This window comes from Kosakonia oryzendophytica, assembly GCF_900094925.1.
GTDB lineage: Bacteria > Pseudomonadota > Gammaproteobacteria > Enterobacterales > Enterobacteriaceae > Kosakonia > Kosakonia oryzendophytica.
The window spans coordinates 44,514-63,605 of sequence record NZ_FMAY01000014.1 but is presented as its reverse complement, the minus strand read 5'-3'; the positions used below and the strand labels follow the sequence as shown (position 1 = coordinate 63,605).

Sequence of the window (19,092 nt, the reverse complement as noted above, 5' to 3'; positions counted from 1 at the left end):
TGAGCGCTTTATGTCCAGTTTAACGCTTCCGGCGGCAACCGCCGCGGCCAGCCAGACCACGCGTCACCGTCCCCCGGTGGTGTTAGTGGTGTTAGCCCTTTTTATCGCGTTGCTTGCTTTACTTCCCGTGGGGTTTGTTATCGCTGTGGGAATCGACACCGGATGGGAGAGCGTTAAAGCGCTCATTTTCCGCCCCCGCGTGGGCGAACTGGTGAGCAATACCTTTCTGTTGGTCGCCATTGCCGTGCCTGCCTGCGTGGTCCTTGGCACGGCGATCGCGTGGCTAACCGAAAGGACCTCGCTGCCAGGCCGACGGCTATGGTCGGTTCTGGCGGTCGCGCCGCTGGCCATTCCCGCATTCGTGCAAAGCTATGCGTGGGTCAGCGTTGCGCCTGCATTTAATGGGCTTTGGGCGGCGGTTTTTATCTCCGTGCTGGCCTATTTTCCGTTTATCACTATGCCGGTGGCCGCCGTGTTGCGCCGACTGGATCCGGGGCTGGAAGATGTGGCCGCCTCGCTGGGAACACCGCCCTGGCTTATCTTTTTCCGCGTCGTGTTGCCCCAACTTAAGCTGGCGCTCTGCGGTGGTGCGCTGCTGGTGGCACTTCACTTGCTGGCGGAATATGGCCTGTTTGTGATGATCCGTTTCGACACCTTCACCACCGCCATTTACGACCAGTTTCAGTCCACTTTTAGCGGCCCGGCGGCGAATATGCTGGCGGGCGTTCTGGCAATCTGCTGCCTGGGGTTACTGTTACTGGAAAACGCTGCGCGCGGCAGTGCTCGCTATGCCCGTGTTGGCGCGGGCGCGGCGCGTAAGCAGCAGCAACATGAATTGGGCGGTTGGGGCCGTACGTTGGGGCTGTTAGTGTGCCTTTGCGCCGTGATCCTGTCGCTGGGCACGCCGCTTGTCGTGCTTTCCCGTTGGTTATGGTTAGGTGGGGTCGCCTGCTGGGATAATGCCGATTTGTGGCTTTCTCTGCACCAGACGCTTTTTCTGGCGCTTTGCGGCGCGGTAATCACCACCGCTTTTGCGCTCCCAACGGCCTGGCTTAGCGTACGTCATCCGCGTCCTGCCTTTCGCCTGCTCGAAGGCTGTAATTACATTGCCAGCTCGCTACCGGGAATTGTTGTCGCACTGGCACTGGTGACGGTGACCATCCATTACGCCCGGCCGATTTACCAGACCGAAGTGACGCTGTTTCTTGCCTACGTGCTGATGTTTATGCCCAGAGCGCTGGTGAATCTTCGCGCCGGTATTGCACAAGCGCCGGTTGAGCTGGAACGTGTAGCGCAAAGTCTTGGTACGACACCCGCCAGAGCACTGCTCAGCGTAACGTTACGGCTTGCGGCACCGGGCGCGGCGGCCGCTGCGGCGCTGGTGTTTCTTGGCGCGAGTAATGAACTTACCGCGACGTTACTGCTTTCACCGCTTGGCACCCGTACACTGGCGACGGGGTTCTGGGCGCTGACCAGCGAGATTGATTATGTTGCAGCGGCGCCTTATGCCGCGCTGATGATCCTGATTTCACTGCCGCTGACCGGCCTGCTGTACAAGCAATCACAAAAACTTTCAGGTCTTTAAGATGTTAGAACTCACGCATATTTCCAAAACATTTGGTGCCGTACGGGTACTGGACGATGTCAGTCTGACTATTCCACCTGGCAGCCGTACGGCGATTGTCGGGCCGTCCGGCTCCGGTAAAACCACGTTGCTGCGCCTGATAGCCGGGTTTGATGCGCCGGACAGCGGCCAGATTATGATGCAGGGAAAGCCGTTATTCGCCGACGGGCAGTGTGTTCCGGCCCATCAGCGCCGCATTGGTTTTGTACCGCAGGAAGGCGCGTTATTTCCCCATCTTCGCGTGGGGGAAAACATTGCCTGGGGATTGCGTGGCGCGCGCCAGGCGAAGCGCGATCGCGTGGCGGCCTTGATGGCAATGGTCTCTCTGGATGCGAAACTGGCCCGACGCTGGCCGCATGAGATTTCCGGTGGGCAGCAACAGCGTGTGGCACTGGCCCGTGCGCTGGCGCAGCAGCCCGCAGTGATGCTACTGGATGAGCCTTTTTCGGCACTGGATACCGGCTTGCGGGCGGCGACCCGTAAGGCCACGGCAGAACTGCTGACGCAGGCAGGTGTGGCGTCGATTTTGGTGACGCACGACCAGAAAGAAGCGCTCTCCTTCGCCAGCCAGATTGCGGTTATCCGCCACGGGCGTTTTACTCAGGTGGGGTCACCGTTTGAGGTCTATTCGCAACCTACGGATGAAGAAACTGCGCTGTTTTTAGGGGATGCGTTGATCCTCCCTGCGGAGGTCGCTGAGGGTAAGGCGCGTTGCCTGTTAGGTGAGGTGGCGGTCGACAGTGCCGCGGTGTGCGGTGCAAAACGGATCATGTTGCGTCCGGAGCAGATCCGCGTTCTGCCTTGTGACAATCAGCAGGCGGCCCCACAAGCGCAGATTGTCGGGATCGATTTTGCCGGTTACCTCTCTTCGCTGACGCTGCGCTTCGCACAGAGTGGTGAATCCCTCAGTTTGCAAACCGTGACGGATGCTGCCTGGTCGCCAGGTATGCAGGTCAATGTGCAGATCACTGGGCCTGCACGCGTGTTTGCTCGTTAATCTGAAGCCCGGCGTTCGCCGGGTTTTTTTCGATTGTGATATTTTTGAATTCGATCTCAAAACCATGTTTCTTTATGTGTAAAACTTCGTTTCGTTTGTATCTCTATAAAAATAAGCACATATTTTTGGTCGGACTTCTGGCCGGATCCGCTTGGCGTCATCCGGCATTTTATTGAGCCTCATTTTCCAGGAACAGACACGCAGGATGACATCGGCGAGCTATCGCCGGGAGCCCTTGTTTCGGGAGAATGACAATGCAATACCTCTTGGGATTAAGCACCGTTATCTTGCCTGCCGGTAATGGCGGGCCATCAACATGCCTGTGCAGTGATGCTCCTCGCGCCCCTTGCATGGCTTCACTGCGGTTTACCCTGCAAAAAGACCGCGTGAATATCGCGAATATCACCCCCGTTAACCGACCGACTGGTCTCGGAAGTGGAAGCCGTTGCATCAATTGTCACCGCGCAGAGCCGTCAGACGCCAGAATTGAGCGCGCGTGCTGACAGGTTAAAACACGAAGGAGAGTCTGATGAAAACACTGTACTGTTCCGCGTCCGCGTTGCTATTAGCCTGCATAAGCGTTTCCGTCCAGGCGGCGGAGTGGAACGCCGTGGTCTCTGTTTCACCCAGGGCTGGCGAGTTCGCCACGATTCGCCAGGCGCTGGCGGCCGCACCGGACAGCGGCACGCCGTGGCGTATTCTGATAAAAGAGGGGCGCTGGAATGAGCGGCTGGTGATTGAAAAACCCGTCACGCTGGTAGGGGAGTCGAAAACGCTAACCCAGATTGAAGCCAACACACCCGCCGGGGCGTTAGATGATAGCGGGCAGAAGTTAGGCACCGGGCGTACCAGCACCGTTGAGATCCGCGCCAATAATGTGACGATTGAGAATCTGACCATCCGCAATAGCTTTGATTTCCCGGCCAATGCGGCGCTGCCGGATGGCGATGCGAAGAAGCTGAAGGATACCCAGGCTGTGGCGTTAATGGTGTCGGAAAATGTCGACAAAGCGCGCTTCCGTCATGTCCGGCTGGAAGGGTACCAGGACACGTTTTACAGCAAGAGCGGCAGTCGCAGTTATTTCACTGATTGTGAGGTCAGCGGGCATGTCGATTTTATCTTTGGCCCTGGCATCGCTGTGTTCGATCGCTGCGAGATCATTGCCCGTAACCGTAACGACACTGCCCCGCCGTATGGCTACATCATGGCTCCGGCCACACAGGCGGATGAGAAGTTTGGCTTGTTTATCATCAACAGCACGCTGAGCAAAGAGGCGGGCGTACCAGCGAAAAGCTTTGCGCTTGGGCGACCATGGCACCCAACGACGCAATTTAGCGACGGGCGTTATGCCGATCCGAACGCGATCGGTCTGGCGGCCTTTATCAACTGCGACATTGACGATCATATCTACGGTTGGGACAAAATGTCCGGCAAAGACAAAGCGGGGGAGAAGATCTGGTTTTATCCTGAAGATAGCCGCTTTTACGAGTCCGCAAACCGCGGGCCAGGGGCCGGGCAGGGAGGCGAAAGATATCAGCTAAGCGCAGCCGATGCTGCACAATATTCTCTCGCCGCCATCTTCGCCGATTGGGATAAAGGGTTGCTGGAGTAAACGCGTTAAAGCCCCCGGTTGCGGGGGCATTAAGCCGGGTCAGTGACCGTATTTCACATTAAAACCCAGTGCGCTGCCGACGGTGTCGTACTCGCGGAAATTGAAAATCAGCGGCTTCCATTTGGTGGAATCCACCATGCCGTTTTCCCCCAACAGATGATCGTCAACCCACAGGTTAACAATATCCAGCTCGGCGAGGATAAAGCGCCCTTTATCGCTGGTGCTCACTAACCGACATTCGGCCTGAATCGGGCATTCTGCAATGCGCGGCGGTGCGACGTCCACGGATGCTTCGGCGTGCAGTCCGCTTTTACTGAATTTATCGTGGCAAATCTCAACGCCCCATTTGGTTTGTGCTTCCGACAAGGTATCACCGCCGGTCAGTCTGCCAATTTGCTCGACTTTCTCCCACTGGGTGTGATCGGGAATATTAATTACGGCATCGGAACCTGCCATCAAATTATGCCAGGTTTTACTTCCTTTGCTGATGCCAATAATCAGCTTTTCGCCAAGGGAAATAGAGGATGAAGCGGCGGAAATATTTGTGTTGCCATTACTATCTTGCGTGGTAACTAAAAATACAGGGAAGCCATAATAAAATGAATTCAACTTTGATTTGTTTTTCATGATGTCTTTGATACCTTTTTTAAACAATCTAATGACTATTTTTTCCCCTCGATAGCATGTTTTTCAATAACCCTTTCTGAGTACTGAAAACCCATAAAAATAACCACTAAAAAAGTGGTCCACAAATTTATAAAACAGGCATATGATATGCAACATATGTTTTTTACCTTCCCGGCAGGCGCCGTTTGCTGAGAACCATGAGGATGAAACATGCAACGTATTGCGATACCCGTGGACTATGTCCACACCCGCACCACACCGTTCTGGACCAAAGAGACCGCGCCGGCGTCCATCTGGAAACGTCATCTTGATGCCGGTACCCGGCAGGGCGTCTATCCACGACTCAGTGTTCTACAAGGGGCGATCCGCTATTACGGCTACGCCGATGAAACCAGCCCCGAGCCCGTGGAAACGCTGACCATTAACGCCGGAGAATTTGGTGTATTCCCGCCGGAGAAATGGCACAACATTGAGGCATTATCCGATGACACGATATTCAGCGTGGATTTCTATGTTGACCCGAAAATTTTGATTGAAGGTTGAGGTATTCATTATGACCATTGAAAATAAAGGTTATTCTTTAGCGGTATCTAACCGCAGCAACAATGAAACCGAAGAAAAAGTGTATCTGAAACCGATGTCGTTATATGTTCCGGATGTGGCAGTCCAGGCCGTAATGGAACTCGTGGCACGGCTTTCTGAAGCTAAAAATAATGCCAGTGAGATTGTCCTGACGGTAACCAATAACAATAACGGTGTATCCGTAGATAAAGATTTTACCAGTATTAATGAATTAAAAGACCCGCTAAACGCTGCCGATTCGGTTAAAGAGCTGATTAATATTGTGCGTGGCTACGAATCCGATGAAGAAACCAACGTCTGCGGTTGGTAATACCGAGGAGGTTCCCATGGCATCAGGTATTCCTGTGCATTTTCGCCACACCCGCTCCACCCCGTTCTGGACGAAAGAGACGGTGCCGCATGCGCTGTTAACCCACCACAACACCAAAAAAGGCGTGTACGGCCGGCTATCGGTGATGCAGGGAGCAGTGAAATATTTCGGTTTCGCGAATGAGCATGACACCACGCCGGAAAGTGAAGTGGTGATCGAAGCAGGACACTTTGGCATCAGTCCGCCGCAGCACTGGCATCATATCGAACTGCTGACGGACGATACCTATTTCAATATCGATTTCTTTGCCGATCCCAATGAAGCGTTAGAAGGCAAAGGCATCGGGCAGGTGGTGAACACCCGGCACGGCTAACGCGCCGGGGTTAAAAGTTGTCGATAAAGCGCCGCACGGCGGGGGAACGTTCAAACTTCCGCCATGCCAGCGCAATATCGGTCTTCAGCGTCTCTTCCATTTGGTGAAATGTTACCTGCGGATGGCTGATGCACGCCATTGACTGGGGAATGATGGCAAAGCCAAAGCCTGCCGCCACCATGCTCAAAGACGACGCGAATTGCGATGCCTGCTGCTGAGCGTCCATATTGATCCCCGCGCGCAGGCAGGCGTTATACACCAGCTCGTAAAGCCCCGGCGCCACCTCCTGCGGAAAGATCACCACCGGCGTTTTTTGCAGCTCAAACAGCGATAATTCTGTTTTGGCGGAGAGCGGGTGCGTGTGGTGCAGCGCAATAATCATCGGTTCTTCATCAATCAGCTTCAGATTGAACGACTTGCTGTTCTCGCAGGGTAAGCGGACAAACGCCACATCGATCAACCCCTCATCCAGTTCCTGCATCAGCGTCGCCATATTGTCCTCTTTCTGGTAGAGCGACACCTGCGGGTAGTCGTCTCTGAACCTTTGCAGTACCGAAAATATTTTGCCGTGGAAAGCGTTAGAGCTGGTCACTCCCAAATAGAGTTTGCCATTGATTCCCCGGGCAATGCCTTTGGCTTTTTCCAACGCGGCATCGCTCAGCGCCAGGATCTGGCACGCGTCTTCATAGAAAGCCTCACCGGCTTCGGTCAGTTCCACACCGCGCGTCAATCGGTAGAACAGCGGCGTGCCCACTTCCTCCTCCAGACGACGGATTTGCTGACTTAGTGGCGGCTGGGAAATTCCCAGCACTTCGGCGGCACGGGTGAAGTGTTGTGCCTGCGCAACGGCAACAAAATAGCGTAGATAACGAAGTTCCATATCGAAAACATCTCAAACCCTGATGCTTTGTATATTGGAATCCCCGGCTGAAGCGAGTCAATATTTTATCAGCTTTTCTGAACGACTACTCAGCGAGGGAAAAGAGGATGACTCATGTAAATGATTGTTGTTGTGAGGAAAATCTACGAGAAACATTTCGTGCTTTTTCCAGAAACAATCCAAATGGCGTGATATATCAAACATCGCTAATGAGTGCGCTGCTCAGCGGGGTGTATGAGGGGGAGACGACGATCAAGGCGTTGCTCGACCACGGTGATTTTGGGCTCGGTACTTTTAACGAATTGGACGGTGAGCTGATTGCTTTCAACAGTGAAGTTTATCAGCTGCGGGCGGATGGCAGTGCGCGGGAGGCGAGCCCGCAGCAGAAAACACCGTTCGCGGTCATGACCTGGTTTTTGCCACAGTACCGCCAGCAGTTTGATAAACCTGTCAGTCGGCAGCAACTGCACGACATCATCGATAAACAGATCCCGTCCGACAATCTCTTTTGTGCACTGCGCATTGATGGCCACTTTTGTCACGCCCATACCCGCACGGTTCCGCGCCAGACGCCGCCCTACCGCGCCATGACCGACGTGCTCGACGATCAACCGGTGTTCCGCTTCAACCAGCGCAGTGGCGTACTGGTGGGATTTCGTACACCGCAGCATATGCAGGGTATCAACGTTGCGGGTTACCACGAGCACTTTATTACCGACGATCGCCGCGGTGGCGGTCATTTGCTGGACTACCAGCTGGAGCACGGCACGCTGGCGTTTGGCGCCATTTACAAGCTGATGATCGATCTGCCTGCGGATGATGCCTTCCTGAACGCCGATCTGCATCCGGACAATCTGGATGCCGCCATTCGTTCCGTGGAGAGTTAAGCCCATTTCAAGGAGAGACTGATGAGCAGTGAAAATCGTACACACCAGTGGGCGCACGGCGCTGATATGATTGTGGGCCAACTGGAAGCTCAGGGCGTCAAACAGATCTTTGGCATTCCCGGCGCCAAAATCGATAAGGTTTTTGACTCCCTCCTCGATTCAACCATCCGCATTATCCCGGTGCGCCATGAAGCCAATGCGGCATTTATGGCCGCGGCCGTCGGGCGAATTACCGGCAAAGCGGGCGTGGCGCTGGTCACCTCCGGGCCGGGATGCTCTAACCTGATTACCGGGATGGCGACCGCCAATACCGAAGGGGATCCGCTGGTGGCGATTGGCGGCGCGGTCAAACGCGCCGACAAAGCCAAACTGGTGCATCAGAGCATGGACACCGTGGCGATGTTTAATCCCGTCACTAAATACGCCGTGGAAATTTCGTCGCCGGATGCCATCTCCGAAGTGGTGTCGAATGCGTTTCGCGCAGCCGAACAGGGAAGGCCAGGCAGTGCATTTATCAGTGTGCCGCAGGATATCGCCGACCAACCGGCAACTGGCGATATTCTTCCCGCCAGCGGTGTTCTGCAACTTGGCGCCGCGCCTGACGCCGCCATTGACGAGGTGGCAAAACGCATCGCCGCCGCGCAAAACCCGGTGTTTTTGCTCGGACTGATGGCCAGCCGGCAGGAGAACATTAGCGCGCTGCACCAGTTGCTGGAAAAGAGCCATATCCCCATTACCAGTACCTACCAGGCCGCCGGGGCCGTCAATCAACAGCACTTTACGCGTTTTGCCGGGCGTGTTGGCCTGTTCAATAACCAGGCGGGAGATCGGTTGCTGCGGCTGGCGGATCTGATTATCTGCATCGGTTACAGCCCGGTGGAATATGAACCGGCGATGTGGAATACCGGTGAGGCAAAACTGGTGCACATCGATGTGCTCCCGGCTTATGAGGAGCGCCACTACGTGCCGGACATTGAACTGGTCGGCGATATTTCCGCCACTCTGAGCAAACTGGCGGCGCGCATCGAAAAACCGCTGGTTCTCTCGCCGCGGGCCTCGGAAATTCTCATTGAACGTCGCAACCAGCGTGAATTGCTAAGCCGCCGGGGGGCGCAGCTGAGTCAGTTTGCGATCCATCCGTTGCGGATTGTGCGGGCTATGCAGGACATCGTGAATAACGACGTTACGCTGACGGTAGATATGGGGAGTTTCCATATCTGGATCGCCCGTTACCTCTACAGTTTCCGCGCCCGTCAGATGATGATTTCCAATGGTCAGCAGACCATGGGCGTCTCGCTGCCATGGGCGATCGGCGCCTGGCTGGTCAACCCCGGCCGGAAAGTGGTCTCCGTCTCCGGCGATGGCGGTTTCCTGCAATCCAGCATGGAGCTGGAAACCGCTGTACGTCTGGGCGCGAATATCCTGCACATCATCTGGGTGGATAACGCCTACAACATGGTGGCTATCCAGGAAGAGAAAAAATACCAACGGCTCTCCGGCGTGAATTTCGGCCCGGTGGATTTTAAAGCCTATGCTCAGGCGTTTGGCGCGGCCGGTTTTGCTGTGGAGAGCACTGCGGAACTGGAACCAACGCTGCGCGCCGCCATGGATATCGATGGCCCGGCAGTGGTCGCCATTCCGGTGGATTATAGCGACAACCCGCTGCTGATGAGCCAGCTCAATCTTAATCAGATTCTGTAAATAACCAGGAAAATGCTATGAAAAAAGTCGCATTTGTAACCGGCGCAGGCCAGGGGATTGGTAAAGCCATTGCCCTGCGTCTGGCCAATGACGGGTTTGCTGTTGCCGTGGCAGATTACAACGCGGAAACCGCCCATGCGGTAGCCGACGAGATCAATCACGCACATGGTAAGGGCAGCGCCATTGCGGTAACGGTGGATGTTGCCGATCGCGAGCGGGTTTTTGCCGCCGTAGAAGAGGCCAGGACAAAACTGCAAGGTTTTGATGTGATCGTCAATAACGCGGGCGTCGCGCCTTCTACTCCGATTGAGTCGATTACTGAAGCGGTGGTGGATAAGGTTTATAACATCAACGTGAAAGGCGTGATTTGGGGGATCCAGGCGGCTGTCAACGCGTTTAAAGCGGAAAAACACGGCGGCAAGATCATCAATGCCTGTTCGCAGGCCGGGCATGTGGGTAACCCGGAACTGGCGGTCTACAGCTCCAGTAAGTTTGCTGTGCGTGGTCTGACGCAAACCGCGGCGCGGGATCTGGCCCCGTTGGGGATTACCGTTAACGGCTATTGCCCGGGAATTGTTAAAACGCCGATGTGGGCGGAAATCGATCGTCAGGTGTCAGAAGCAGCAGGCAAACAACCGGGCTACGGTACGGAACAATTTGCCAAACGCATTACGCTGGGTCGCTTGTCGGAACCGGAAGATGTGGCGGCTTGTGTCTCATACCTTGCCGGGCCGGACTCGGATTATATGACAGGCCAGTCGCTGCTGATTGATGGGGGTATGGTGTTTAACTAACGGTTTTTGGCTCGGACACAGCCTTGCCTCCTGCGTTCGCGCCGGGGGCTTTTTTATTCCACTGTGTTGAAGGAAATCCATATGCGTTTTTCGGAAAACCAGCGCAAAAATTCTCGTTTTGGTTATGGAACGGTTTGCGCTTAACTGACAGGGTCAACGTTAACCGGAGAACGCACTGATGAAGACAATGCTGCAACTATGGCTTAATCGCCTCACGCCTGCGCTGCCTGTGCGGGTGGAAGACGGGGAGTATGATTCAGGTCGCCATGTGGCGTTGCTGATCCCGTTCGGCCTGCTCTATGGCCTTGATTACCATCCGTCGGTATGGATTTACGATGAAAAATGAGCGCTTACATCTGGTCATGCGCTACAGCTACTGGAATGAACTGTGCGCGCTAATATAGAACCCGTCTGAAAACAGGCGGGTTTTTTTATGGACGCTGTCAGCACAGATGGTTCAGGCTTATACTGACCCGGTTTTTATCCCGACAGGAGTGGCAGCGTGTGAAACGGATTTTTCCCGTCATTTTTTTACCCCTTTTTTTAACCGGTTGCCCGATGGGCGATCGCGTGCCCATGGTCTATTCCGCAAAACTGCTCATGGTGGCGAATTCGCTATGCATACAGGTTCAACCCGAGGGCCGCGAGCGGATGAGCAGTCTCTGGATTGAGGAAATTGGCAATCCGGAGCATCAATTGCAGAAATACAATATTGTGGATGTTCCTGTTTCTGTGCAGAAATGCCTTCCGACTTATGGTTATACCTTCCAGCCGGGGCGCGCCTACCATGTCTCCTTTATGCTGGAATCTCTCGATAAAAATAACGGTGGCCTTACGCCAGCCTCACGCTCCTTCTCCAATGGTTTCACAATCTGGACCAATGCTGGTGTATGGCAAGTGGCTGAATTATAAAAAGTAAAAAGAAGATCGGATGAAATAGCCAGGCAAGGTCATCTGGCTGTTCGTTATCCGTGCTCGACAATTATCGCTACGCCACATACAGCGTTGGTGAGGCCACTGCAGACGAGAGAGGCAAACCGTGGCGCGGTGGGGGCGGAGGATCATCCGTGCTTATGCAACGAGTGTGATTACGCGGTCAGCCTGGAGGAGGTAATAACCTCTGATCCGATGTCCGCTCTTTCTCATCGGTGTCAACGATTGCGTCAGTTCGAGGGTGATGCACTGTGTTGCGGGTTCGATGGCGCAAACCCGTGCGGCGTCAAAGCCGAAAAAGCAGCCTACTTCCGGATACAGCGCTTTAAACACGCTCTCTTTGACGGAGAAGGTGATGAGCAACGCGGTTTCGTATGGAATACCGCAGCTGGCAAGCAGACTTTGCTCTTCGGCGTCAGTAAAGATATCTGCGGTTTCCCGCATGGTTTCCGGGGCAAGCATTTCAATATCAATGCCAGGCGTAAGGCCTGTGTTGTCGGGCGTGATGATGGCGATTGCATGACTCGCGGTATGGGAAAGACTGCCGCGCCAACCTGTGGGCCAGACAGGAGCCCGACTGGCGGCAATACCAACATAACCAGCGCAGCCGGCATCTTGCAGCAATTGTCTTGCGGCATAGCGAACGGCAAGGTATTCCGCACGGCGTTTTAGCGCCGTTTTTTCCAGTTCTGCAGGAAAAGGGATTGCGTTTTCGCCAAATAACGCATCCTGATAAAGAGGCTCGTCGAACACCACATGGCAGTAGGCTATGGCAGGAAAGTGCGACACGACTCCCGCGTTGATTTGGCGAAAGAAAGACGGCTGTGAATGGGTAGCTAATAAAGTCAGCATATTTATGGCGACCAATAAAAGTTATTTACTGAGTTTCTCATTTATCTCTGCAAAGAGTAATAGCATTAAATTGACTTGTTGTTATTCATATAATTAATGTCTCTTTAAATATTATAGTTCGTATCTTTGTGAAAAGGGTAAATGCCATTAACAAGTAATGGTTGACGCAAAAGCGTAAAGAGAGGGGGTACAATCTTCTTGCCAAATTTTCCATTTGCCCTGTAAACTTGCCAGACATTGTTAATTTAATTGGTTGCTGTTGATTTTTTATGGTGAGGTTTGTTTTTGAATTTGTTTTTATAAGTTTCAATAAGTGTTGTTTGATATATTTTACATGCTGTGAATGCTAAGGTGATGAGATGTTATTTAACTGCTCGCTTTAAACGCGTCTATATCAGTGTATGAGAATTTTCTTCATTCTCTATTGCACATTTCTTGTTCAGCTAAGAGCGCTTTCTGTAAGCTGTGTTAAAACATGTTTATCGAAAGGCTGTGGGTAATGATTAAACATCAGGAATAAAACATGTATTGATGAAGGATATCATTGGAACGATATCCTGTCTGATTAAAAATGAAATTCATTTAACACAATGATGTGGTTTTTATAAATTAGGGAAGAAAATCATGTGTATATCTCCTACTGATATTGCATCTGCACGTCATCTTTCACCGTTGAACAACAGCCCACTATCGCCAGGAGAGTGCTTCCCCCTCAGTTCTGCACAGCAGGCTATCTGGCTTGATCAATCACTCAATCCTGAGCTCACAAATTACAATATCGGCTGTGTCGTCGCGATAGAAGGGCATATCATTCCTGAGATCATGTCTCAGGCTTTTGAAGCCATCATTAAGCGTCATGATGCATTCCAAATAAATTTGGTTAACAGTGACACTCCAGCCCAATGTTTTGATAGTGCTACGCCTGCATTGTTGGAATATTATGACTTCTCAACGGTGGGTAACATATCCCAAAAAATTGCGCAATGTATAAGTGAAAATTTTCACAACCCCTTTGATTTAGATAAAGCCTTGTGGCGTTCGGCATTAATACGCAGCGGTGAAAATAGTTGGTATTGGCAATTCTGTTGCCATCATATTATTGCCGATGGGATGAGTTTGAGTCTGATTAATGCTGAGTTGGCTTATAATTATAGTCAACTGATACGGAAAGCAATGCCCTTAGATGATGAGGCACCTTCCTATGCTGATTTTATTACGGATGACGCGGCTTATCTTAATTCTAAACAATGTGTAAAAGATCTTGAATTCTGGCTTGAACGCTATGCGGCACATCCCCCTTCGCTATTCCAGCCGCTGATTTCTGCAAAAAAAATGGCGCCTTTGCAATCTGAGCCGGTTAATTGGGTATTGGATGGCGAACTTTTTCAGCGTATTGAGCAGGCTGCTGAGTCTCAAGGGTTATCGGTACTGCATTTTATGTATGCCGTTTTTGCCTGTTATTTCAAGCGAACCCAGGATATTGAAGATATCGTTCTCGGTATCCCATTACATAACCGCAGAAATGCGCGTCAAAAATTAGCCGTCGGTATGTATGCTTCTGTTATTCCCGTGCGCATAAAGTTAACGGCAGAGGATACTTTTGCCGAAATTATGCACAAAGCAGCGACCGAATTGCGTTATTGCTACAAGCATCAGCGCTTACCCATAGCGGAAATTCAGCGCAAAACAAAAATACACCAGAATACAGGCAGGGCGCATTTATTTGATATGACGTTATCGTATGAGCCTTACGTGGTAGATGTGCATATGGAGGGGGCGGTTGTGACATCCATCAAACCGCACCACAGAGCGCAATACCCTCTGGCGGTCACCATTAACCGATATGCATTCACCAGCAATGATAAGCAGAATCAGTCAGTTATCGTTGAATTTAATTACTCTGACGCTTATTTCACGACTGAGGATATTGTTGCGATTCAATCTCGTCTCGCCGTATTGCTGGAAGGGGCTTTGCAAGACCTCAACACACCGGTTTCGTGCTTGCCTGTTTTACCCGACCATGAACGCCAGCAAGTGTTACAGGCTCCCCATCCACTCGCAGGCAGCAGGGTGAATCATCTATTAATCCACGAAATGTTTGAGGCGCAGGTCCGGCAAAAACCATACGCTGTTGCTGCTGTTTTTGACGAAAAATTAATGACCTATGATGAGCTTAATCGCCGGGCGAACAGATTGGCTCATCATTTAATCGCCCTGGGGGTACGCCCGAATGATCGGGTGGCTATCCACCTTGAGCGTGGTCTTGAAATGGTGGTGGGGATCCTTGGTATTCTCAAAGCCGGCGGGGCTTATGTTCCCCTGGATCCGGTTTACCCTGGTGAACGTCTGATGTATATGCTTGAAGACGCCGCACCTGTCGCCTTAGTCACGCAATATTCTTTGGCGAATACGTTGGGCAAACAAATACCAACCGTGATGGTGGATGCTCCCCATTCCTCATCTGAAAATATTGAGGATGAGAACAACCCGGATCCTGCGTTACTCGGCCTCGCTACTCACCATCTGGCGTACGTGATTTATACCTCGGGTTCAACGGGGCGGCCTAAAGGCGTGATGGTTGAACATAGGAATGTTTCGCGTCTTTTAACGACAACACAGGCCCATTTTCATTTCACCCACAATGACAGATGGACGCTGTGCCACTCCTTCTCATTTGATTTTTCGGTATGGGAATTGTTTGGCGCGTTATGTTCCGGCGGTCGGTTAATTGTTGTACCCACCGCATGCGCCAGATCGCCGCATACACTCTACGCGCTGTTATGCCGCGAGCAGGTCACCATCCTCAACCAAACTCCCAGTGCGTTTCGCCAATTGATTGCTGCGCAAGATACGACGCCACATACGCTGCGCTGTATCATTTTCGGCGGTGAAGCGCTTGAAATGCACTCCCTTCTCCCCTGGGTGGCCAGGGAATCCAATCGCAATACGCGTCTTATTAACATGTATGGCATAACCGAAATTACCGTACATGCCACCTATTATGCCATTCCTCTCTCAGACATTACCCCCCAGGGTGCGAGCCTGATTGGCACCCCTCTTGCCGATCTGCGCATCTACATTCTGGACGAACGGGGCCAGCCGGTGCCGGTCGGCGTGACGGGCGAGCTGTATATCGGCGGCGACGGGGTGGCGCGCGGCTACCTGAACCGTCCGGAACTGACGGCGGAGCGTTTCCTGGCAGACCCGTTTGCGGGCGGGGAGGGGCAGCGGATGTACCGGACCGGAGACCTGGGCTGCTGGCGGGCTGACGGCAACATAGAGTATCTGGGGCGCAATGACTTTCAGGTCAAGCTGCGCGGGTTCCGCATTGAGCCGGGGGAGACGGAGGCGGCCCTGGTGGCGTGCGACGGGGTGCGCGACGCGGTGGTGACGGTGCGGGAGGACACGCCGGGTGAGAAGCGGCTGGTTGCCTACCTGGTGGCGGAGCCGGGGCACACGCTGTCGCCGGGAGTGCTGCGGCGGCAGCTGTCACAGACGCTGGCGGAGTACATGCTGCCAGCGGCGTGGGTGACGGTGGCGGCGTTCCCGCTGACGGCGAACGGCAAGCTGGACCGGCGTGCACTGCCGGTGCCGGACAGTGCATCGGTGGTGACACAGGGGTATGAAGCGCCGGAAGGGGAGACCGAGCGGGAACTGGCGGCAGTGTGGTGTGACCTGCTGGGGCTGGAGCGCGTCGGCCGGCATGACAACTTCTTCGAGCTTGGCGGCCACTCGCTGATGATGGTCAGCCTGCTTGAGCGGCTGCGCCGCAGCGGGCGGGTGCTGGATATCCGCCGCGCGTTCGCCGCGCCGGTGCTGGCCGGCATGGCCCGGTGTGTCACCGCGCAGGATGAGACGGACGGTGACGTCCCGCCGTCGCGTATTCCCGCGCACTGCCGGGCCGTCACCCCGGCGATGCTGCCGCTGGTCACCCTGTCGCAGGCCGAAACCGACGCGGTGGTGGCCACGGTCAGCGGCGGGGCGGCCAACGTGCAGGACATTTACCCGCTGTCGCCGTTGCAGGAGGGGATCCTGTTCCACCACCTGCTGGAGGAGGAGGGGGACGCCTACCTGCTTTACAGCCTGCTGGCCTTTGATTCCGCGGCGCGGCGGGGGGCGTTTCTCGGTGCCTTTCAGCAGGTCATTGACCGGCATGACATCCTGCGCACCGCCGTGTGCCGGGAAGGGCTGTCCGCGCCGGTGCAGGTGGTCTGGCGGCACGCGACGCTGCCGGTGACGGAATTTGTCCCGCAGGGGGAGGCGGCGCTTCCCGCACAGCTGCGGGCACACATGGACCCGCGCCGGCGGCGCATCGACTTACGCCGGGCACCGCTGTTCCGGGCAGAGACGGCTTACGATGCGGCGCAGCAGCAGTGGCTGCTGGCGCTCAGCTTCCATCATCTGGTCTGCGACCACGTGACGATGGGGCTTATCTGCACGGAGATTGCTCACATCCTGGCGGGGAACGGTGCGGCGCTGCCCGCCCCGCAGCCGTACCGCAACTTTATTGCCCGGACGCTGCGGGTTCCGGCGGCGGAGCACGAAGCCTGGTTCCGCGCACAGCTGGCGGATGTCGACACCCCGACCGCCCCCTTCGGCATACTGAACACCCGGGAGAGCGGGGCGGAGACGGGGGAGGCGCGGCTGACGACGGATACGGCGCTCACGGCGGCGGTGGTGACGCAGGCGCGGCGTCTGGGGGTCAGTCCCGGCGTGCTGTTCCACACGGCGCTGGCCCGCGTGCTGGCGCAGCTCTGCGGGCGTGACGACGTGGTCTTCGGCACGGTGCTGGCGGGCCGTCTGCATGCCGGAGGCGCGGGCACGCCCGGTATGTTTATCAACACGCTGCCGCTGCGGCTTTCGCTGGCGGGGGAGGGCGTGCGGGATGCGGTGCTGAACACACGCAGTGCGCTGGCCGCACTGCTGGAGCATGAGCAGGCGCCGCTGTCGCTGGCGCTGCGGTGCAGCGGGGTGCCGCACCCGCTGCCGCTGTTCAGCACGCTGCTTAATTACCGCCACAGTCCCGGCGAAGGCGGTCCGGAAGGGCTGGCGGGGATGACCCTGCTGGCGTCGGAAGAGCGGACCAGCTACCCGGTCACCTTTTCGGTGGATGAGACCGGGGCGGGGTTCACCCTGACGGCGCAGACGGCGGCGGGGATAGCGCCGCAGCGGATGGCGGGTTACCTGCTGACGGCGGTATCCGGTCTGGTGTCGGCGCTGGAAAGCGAACCGCAGCGTCCGCTGACGGATATTCCCGTGCTGCCGGCGGACGAGCGGCGGTTGCTGCTGGAGGCGTTCAGTGGCACCCGCCGCGACTACCCGCAGGCGAGCCTTATCCACCGTCTGTTTGAGGCGCAGGTGCGGCGCACACCGGAAGCGGTGGCGGTGGTGTGTGAGGGGGCGTCGCTGAGCTACGACGCGCTGAACCGGCGGGCAAACCGGCTGGCGCACCGTCTGATGGCGCTGGGCGTGCGGCCGGATGCGCGGGTGGCGGTGTGTATGGCACGGAGTACGGAGACGGTGGTGGCGCTGCTGGGGATCCTGAAGGCAGGCGGGGCGTACCTGCCGCTGGATCCGGCCAGTCCGGCGGGACGGCTGGAGAGGATGCTGGCGGATGCGGAGCCGGTGGCGCTGGTGAGCGTGAGCGGGCAGGGAGTACCGCCGGGGTGTGCGGTGCCGCAGGTGTGGCTGGACACACTGGCCGCTGACGGGGAAGCGGAAACGGAGTGCAACCCGTCCCCGGAAGGGCTGACGTCGCGGCATCTGGCGTATGTGATTTACACCTCGGGCTCCACCGGGCAGCCTAAAGGGGTGATGGTGGAGCACCGCTGTGTTATCAACCTGCATTCAGCGCTGAAGAGCAGGCTGGGTTTGCCACAACCGTGCCGCGTGACAATGAATGCCAGCATTGTCTTTGATGCGTCCGTACAGTGCTGGCTGCAACTGCTGTCGGGGCATACTTTAATCATTGTCCCGGAAGCCGTGCGCAAAGATAGCGGGGCATTTTTGCAATTCTTATTGCGCCATGATGTGGATGTTGTTGATTGCACCCCTGTTCAATTACAAGGGCTTCTTGAGGCTGGTTTGGGCGACATGCGTAACCCACAACCACGATGGGTCCTCGTTGGCGGAGACGCGATCTCATCTTCAACATGGACAACATTGCAAACAATAAAGCAGATCCGTTTTTTTAATGTCTATGGCCCCACTGAATGCACCGTCGATGCCACTATCTGCTTGATTGACAACTGCCTTGCCCTCCCTGTTATTGGGCAACCTCTCGCCAATACACGCATCTATATTCTGGACGAACGGGGCCAGCCGGTGCCGGTCGGCGTGACGGGCGAGCTGTATATCGGCGGCGACGGGGTGGCACGCGGCTACCTGAACCGTCCGGAACTGACGGCGGAGCGTTTCCTGGCAGACCCGTTTGCGGGCGGGGAGGGTCAGCGGATGTACCGGACCGGAGACCTGGGCCGCTGGCGGGCGGACGGCAACATAGAGTATCTGGGGCGCAATGACTTTCAGGTCAAGCTGCGCGGGTTCCGCATTGAGCCGGGGGAGACGGAGGCGGCCCTGGTGGCGTGCGACGGGGTGCGCGACGCGGTGGTGACGGTGCGGGAGGACACGCCGGGTGAGAAGCGGCTGGTTGCCTACCTGGTGGCGGAGCCGGGGCACACGCTGTCGCCGGGAGTGCTGCGACAGCAGCTGTCACAGACGCTGGCGGAGTACATGCTGCCTGCGGCGTGGGTGACGGTGGCGGCGTTCCCGCTGACGGCGAACGGCAAGCTGGACCGGCGTGCACTGCCGGTGCCGGACAGTGCATCGGTGGTGACACAGGGGTACGAAGCGCCGGAAGGGGAGACCGAACGGGAACTGGCGGCAGTGTGGTGTGACCTGCTGGGGCTGGAGCGCGTCGG

General features: G+C 55.6%; 15 protein-coding genes. 12 read left to right on the top strand and 3 right to left on the bottom strand.

The features are described 5' to 3' along the window. The first annotated feature begins 10 nt into the window (after positions 1 to 10). The 3 genes from GA0061071_RS19850 to GA0061071_RS19840 all read left to right on the top strand — a co-directional run bounded on the left by GA0061071_RS19850 (position 11) and on the right by GA0061071_RS19840 (position 4,233). Positions 11 to 1,585: an ABC transporter permease gene (locus GA0061071_RS19850; protein ID WP_088238397.1), complete on the top strand. Its 1,575-nt coding sequence runs from the start codon at positions 11 to 13 to the stop codon at positions 1,583 to 1,585. A 1-nt stretch (position 1,586) separates the two neighbouring features. Further along, positions 1,587 to 2,621: an ABC transporter ATP-binding protein gene (locus tag GA0061071_RS19845; protein ID WP_061493172.1), complete on the top strand. Its 1,035-nt coding sequence runs from the start codon at positions 1,587 to 1,589 to the stop codon at positions 2,619 to 2,621. Between the two features lie 529 nt (positions 2,622 to 3,150). Next, a complete protein-coding gene (locus GA0061071_RS19840) occupies positions 3,151 to 4,233 on the top strand; it encodes a pectinesterase family protein (protein WP_061493173.1) in 1,083 nt (360 codons plus the stop codon). A gap of 39 nt (positions 4,234 to 4,272) precedes the next feature. Here the strand turns inward: GA0061071_RS19840 and GA0061071_RS19835 are convergent, their stop codons facing one another. Then, on the bottom strand, positions 4,273 to 4,860 hold the full coding sequence (locus GA0061071_RS19835) for a flavin reductase family protein (RefSeq protein ID WP_061493174.1): 588 nt from the start codon (positions 4,858 to 4,860) through the stop codon (positions 4,273 to 4,275). Between the two features lie 210 nt (positions 4,861 to 5,070). Between GA0061071_RS19835 and GA0061071_RS19830 the strand changes: the two genes are divergently transcribed. Genes GA0061071_RS19830 through GA0061071_RS19820 form a run of 3 tightly spaced genes read left to right on the top strand, consistent with a single transcriptional unit; the run spans position 5,071 to position 6,125 of the window. Next, positions 5,071 to 5,403, top strand: a complete 333-nt coding sequence (locus GA0061071_RS19830; protein WP_061493175.1) for a TehB family protein — start codon at positions 5,071 to 5,073, stop codon at positions 5,401 to 5,403. A 10-nt stretch (positions 5,404 to 5,413) separates the two neighbouring features. Next, on the top strand, positions 5,414 to 5,752 hold the full coding sequence (locus tag GA0061071_RS19825) for a DUF1869 domain-containing protein (protein ID WP_061493176.1): 339 nt from the start codon (positions 5,414 to 5,416) through the stop codon (positions 5,750 to 5,752). A gap of 16 nt (positions 5,753 to 5,768) precedes the next feature. Then, on the top strand, positions 5,769 to 6,125 hold the full coding sequence (locus GA0061071_RS19820; RefSeq protein WP_088238396.1) for a TehB family protein: 357 nt from the start codon (positions 5,769 to 5,771) through the stop codon (positions 6,123 to 6,125). A gap of 10 nt (positions 6,126 to 6,135) precedes the next feature. On the opposite strand, the gene GA0061071_RS19815 is transcribed toward GA0061071_RS19820, so the two are convergent. Then, positions 6,136 to 7,005, bottom strand: a complete 870-nt coding sequence (locus tag GA0061071_RS19815; RefSeq protein ID WP_061493178.1) for a LysR family transcriptional regulator — start codon at positions 7,003 to 7,005, stop codon at positions 6,136 to 6,138. 107 nt (positions 7,006 to 7,112) lie between these two features. On the opposite strand from GA0061071_RS19815, the gene budA reads away from it, so the two are divergent. The 5 genes from budA (at position 7,113) to GA0061071_RS19795 (ending at position 11,299) form a co-directional block, all read left to right on the top strand. After that, positions 7,113 to 7,892, top strand: a complete 780-nt coding sequence (gene budA, locus GA0061071_RS19810; protein WP_061493179.1) for an acetolactate decarboxylase — start codon at positions 7,113 to 7,115, stop codon at positions 7,890 to 7,892. Positions 7,893 to 7,913: 21 nt separating this feature from the next. Continuing rightward, on the top strand, positions 7,914 to 9,593 hold the full coding sequence (gene alsS, locus GA0061071_RS19805) for an acetolactate synthase AlsS (RefSeq protein WP_061493180.1): 1,680 nt from the start codon (positions 7,914 to 7,916) through the stop codon (positions 9,591 to 9,593). 17 nt (positions 9,594 to 9,610) lie between these two features. Then, positions 9,611 to 10,387 (top strand): (S)-acetoin forming diacetyl reductase, encoded by a 777-nt coding sequence (locus GA0061071_RS19800; RefSeq protein WP_061493181.1) that lies wholly within the window; start codon positions 9,611 to 9,613, stop codon positions 10,385 to 10,387. A gap of 178 nt (positions 10,388 to 10,565) precedes the next feature. Further along, on the top strand, positions 10,566 to 10,733 hold the full coding sequence (locus tag GA0061071_RS23510) for a hypothetical protein (protein WP_167352671.1): 168 nt from the start codon (positions 10,566 to 10,568) through the stop codon (positions 10,731 to 10,733). 158 nt (positions 10,734 to 10,891) lie between these two features. Beyond that, on the top strand, positions 10,892 to 11,299 hold the full coding sequence (locus GA0061071_RS19795; protein WP_088238395.1) for a putative T6SS immunity periplasmic lipoprotein: 408 nt from the start codon (positions 10,892 to 10,894) through the stop codon (positions 11,297 to 11,299). 159 nt (positions 11,300 to 11,458) lie between these two features. Here GA0061071_RS19795 and GA0061071_RS19790 read toward each other — a convergent pair whose 3' ends face one another. Beyond that, positions 11,459 to 12,172 carry a 4'-phosphopantetheinyl transferase family protein gene (locus tag GA0061071_RS19790; RefSeq protein WP_088238394.1) on the bottom strand — a complete coding sequence of 238 codons (714 nt, stop codon included), beginning with the start codon at positions 12,170 to 12,172 and terminating at the stop codon, positions 11,459 to 11,461. A gap of 624 nt (positions 12,173 to 12,796) precedes the next feature. On the opposite strand from GA0061071_RS19790, the gene GA0061071_RS23505 reads away from it, so the two are divergent. Continuing rightward, positions 12,797 to 19,092, top strand: a 6,296-nt coding sequence (locus GA0061071_RS23505) for a non-ribosomal peptide synthetase (RefSeq protein WP_167352670.1), incomplete at its 3' end; no start/stop codon positions are given.